Source organism: Pseudomonas sp. 2848, from assembly GCF_003253945.1.
Lineage (GTDB): Bacteria > Pseudomonadota > Gammaproteobacteria > Pseudomonadales > Pseudomonadaceae > Aquipseudomonas.
In genome coordinates this window covers 1-2,983 of the sequence record NZ_QKZD01000027.1, presented here as the reverse complement: position 1 = coordinate 2,983, position 2,983 = coordinate 1, and the positions used below count along the sequence as shown (strand labels likewise).

The following is a 2,983-nucleotide window of genomic DNA, read 5'->3' as shown; positions in this document are numbered from 1 at the left end:
ACAAGCTGGTTATCTTGTACTGAATACATAGGTGCAAGAGGCGAACCAGGGGAACTGAAACATCTAAGTACCCTGAGGAAAAGAAATCAACCGAGATTCCCTTAGTAGTGGCGAGCGAACGGGGACCAGCCCTTAAGCTGGTTTGAGATTAGTGGAACGCTCTGGAAAGTGCGGCCATAGTGGGTGATAGCCCCGTACACGAAAATCTCTTGCCAGTGAAATCGAGTAGGACGGAGCACGAGAAACTTTGTCTGAACATGGGGGGACCATCCTCCAAGGCTAAATACTACTGACTGACCGATAGTGAACCAGTACCGTGAGGGAAAGGCGAAAAGAACCCCGGAGAGGGGAGTGAAATAGAACCTGAAACCGTATGCGTACAAGCAGTGGGAGCCTACTTTGTTAGGTGACTGCGTACCTTTTGTATAATGGGTCAGCGACTTATATTCAGTGGCGAGCTTAACCGAATAGGGGAGGCGTAGCGAAAGCGAGTCTTAATAGGGCGCTTTAGTCGCTGGGTATAGACCCGAAACCGGGCGATCTATCCATGGGCAGGTTGAAGGTTAGGTAACACTGACTGGAGGACCGAACCGACTACCGTTGAAAAGTTAGCGGATGACCTGTGGATCGGAGTGAAAGGCTAATCAAGCTCGGAGATAGCTGGTTCTCCTCGAAAGCTATTTAGGTAGCGCCTCATGTATCACTGTAGGGGGTAGAGCACTGTTTCGGCTAGGGGGTCATCCCGACTTACCAAACCGATGCAAACTCCGAATACCTACAAGTGCCGAGCATGGGAGACACACGGCGGGTGCTAACGTCCGTCGTGAAAAGGGAAACAACCCAGACCGTCAGCTAAGGTCCCAAAGTCATGGTTAAGTGGGAAACGATGTGGGAAGGCTTAGACAGCTAGGAGGTTGGCTTAGAAGCAGCCACCCTTTAAAGAAAGCGTAATAGCTCACTAGTCGAGTCGGCCTGCGCGGAAGATGTAACGGGGCTCAAACCATGCACCGAAGCTACGGGTATCATCTTATGATGATGCGGTAGAGGAGCGTTCTGTAAGCCTGTGAAGGTGAGTTGAGAAGCTTGCTGGAGGTATCAGAAGTGCGAATGCTGACATGAGTAACGACAATGCGAGTGAAAAACTCGCACGCCGAAAGACCAAGGTTTCCTGCGCAACGTTAATCGACGCAGGGTTAGTCGGTCCCTAAGGCGAGGCTGAAAAGCGTAGTCGATGGAAAACAGGTTAATATTCCTGTACTTCCAGTTATTGCGATGGAGGGACGGAGAAGGCTAGGCCAGCTTGGCGTTGGTTGTCCAAGTTTAAGGTGGTAGGCTGAGATCTTAGGCAAATCCGGGATCTCAAGGCCGAGAGCTGATGACGAGTGCTCATTAGAGCGCGAAGTGGTTGATGCCATGCTTCCAAGAAAAGCTCCTAAGCTTCAGATAACTGGGAACCGTACCCCAAACCGACACAGGTGGTTAGGTAGAGAATACCAAGGCGCTTGAGAGAACTCGGGTGAAGGAACTAGGCAAAATGGCACCGTAACTTCGGGAGAAGGTGCGCCGGTGAGGGTGAAGCACTTGCTGCGTAAGCCCACGCCGGTCGAAGATACCAGGCCGCTGCGACTGTTTATTAAAAACACAGCACTCTGCAAACACGAAAGTGGACGTATAGGGTGTGACGCCTGCCCGGTGCCGGAAGGTTAATTGATGGGGTTAGCGCAAGCGAAGCTCTTGATCGAAGCCCCGGTAAACGGCGGCCGTAACTATAACGGTCCTAAGGTAGCGAAATTCCTTGTCGGGTAAGTTCCGACCTGCACGAATGGCGTAACGATGGCGGCGCTGTCTCCACCCGAGACTCAGTGAAATTGAAATCGCTGTGAAGATGCAGTGTATCCGCGGCTAGACGGAAAGACCCCGTGAACCTTTACTATAGCTTTGCACTGGACTTTGAGCTTGCTTGTGTAGGATAGGTGGGAGGCTTTGAAGTGGGGACGCCAGTTCTCATGGAGCCATCCTTGAAATACCACCCTGGCAACCTTGAGGTTCTAACTCAGGTCCGTTATCCGGATCGAGGACAGTGTATGGTGGGTAGTTTGACTGGGGCGGTCTCCTCCCAAAGAGTAACGGAGGAGTACGAAGGTGCGCTCAGACCGGTCGGAAATCGGTCGTAGAGTATAAAGGCAAAAGCGCGCTTGACTGCGAGACACACACGTCGAGCAGGTACGAAAGTAGGTCTTAGTGATCCGGTGGTTCTGTATGGAAGGGCCATCGCTCAACGGATAAAAGGTACTCCGGGGATAACAGGCTGATACCGCCCAAGAGTTCATATCGACGGCGGTGTTTGGCACCTCGATGTCGGCTCATCACATCCTGGGGCTGAAGCCGGTCCCAAGGGTATGGCTGTTCGCCATTTAAAGTGGTACGCGAGCTGGGTTTAGAACGTCGTGAGACAGTTCGGTCCCTATCTGCCGTGGACGTTTGAGATTTGAGAGGGGCTGCTCCTAGTACGAGAGGACCGGAGTGGACGAACCTCTGGTGTTCCGGTTGTCACGCCAGTGGCATTGCCGGGTAGCTATGTTCGGAAGAGATAACCGCTGAAAGCATCTAAGCGGGAAACTTGCCTCAAGATGAGATCTCACTGGAGCCTTGAGCTCCCTGAAGGGCCGTCGAAGACTACGACGTTGATAGGTTGGGTGTGTAAGCGCTGTGAGGCGTTGAGCTAACCAATACTAATTGCCCGTGAGGCTTGACCATATAACACCCAAGCAATTTGCGCTGAGGCCAAATTGTGGTGGTGAAGACGAAACGAACCGAAAGTTCGCGACGAACCACACATATCGCATATCCGAATTGGCTGGCATGTCTGCAAGGACGTACTGGCAACCGAATTTCTTGACGACCATAGAGCATTGGAACCACCTGATCCCATCCCGAACTCAGCAGTGAAACGATGCATCGCCGATGGTAGTGTGGGGTTTCC

At 52.3% G+C, this 2,983-nt stretch carries 1 rRNA gene and 1 other annotated feature (1 of these 2 cut by a window edge); the gene reads left to right on the top strand.

The window, feature by feature from the left end:
* Nucleotides 1–2,757: a sequence feature (most likely nonfunctional fraction of RNA operon), on the top strand; it begins 1,686 nt to the left of the window's first position.
* 137 nt (nucleotides 2,758–2,894) lie between these two features.
* Nucleotides 2,895–2,983 (top strand): 5S ribosomal RNA (gene rrf, locus DFS21_RS26370); the annotation flags it as partial.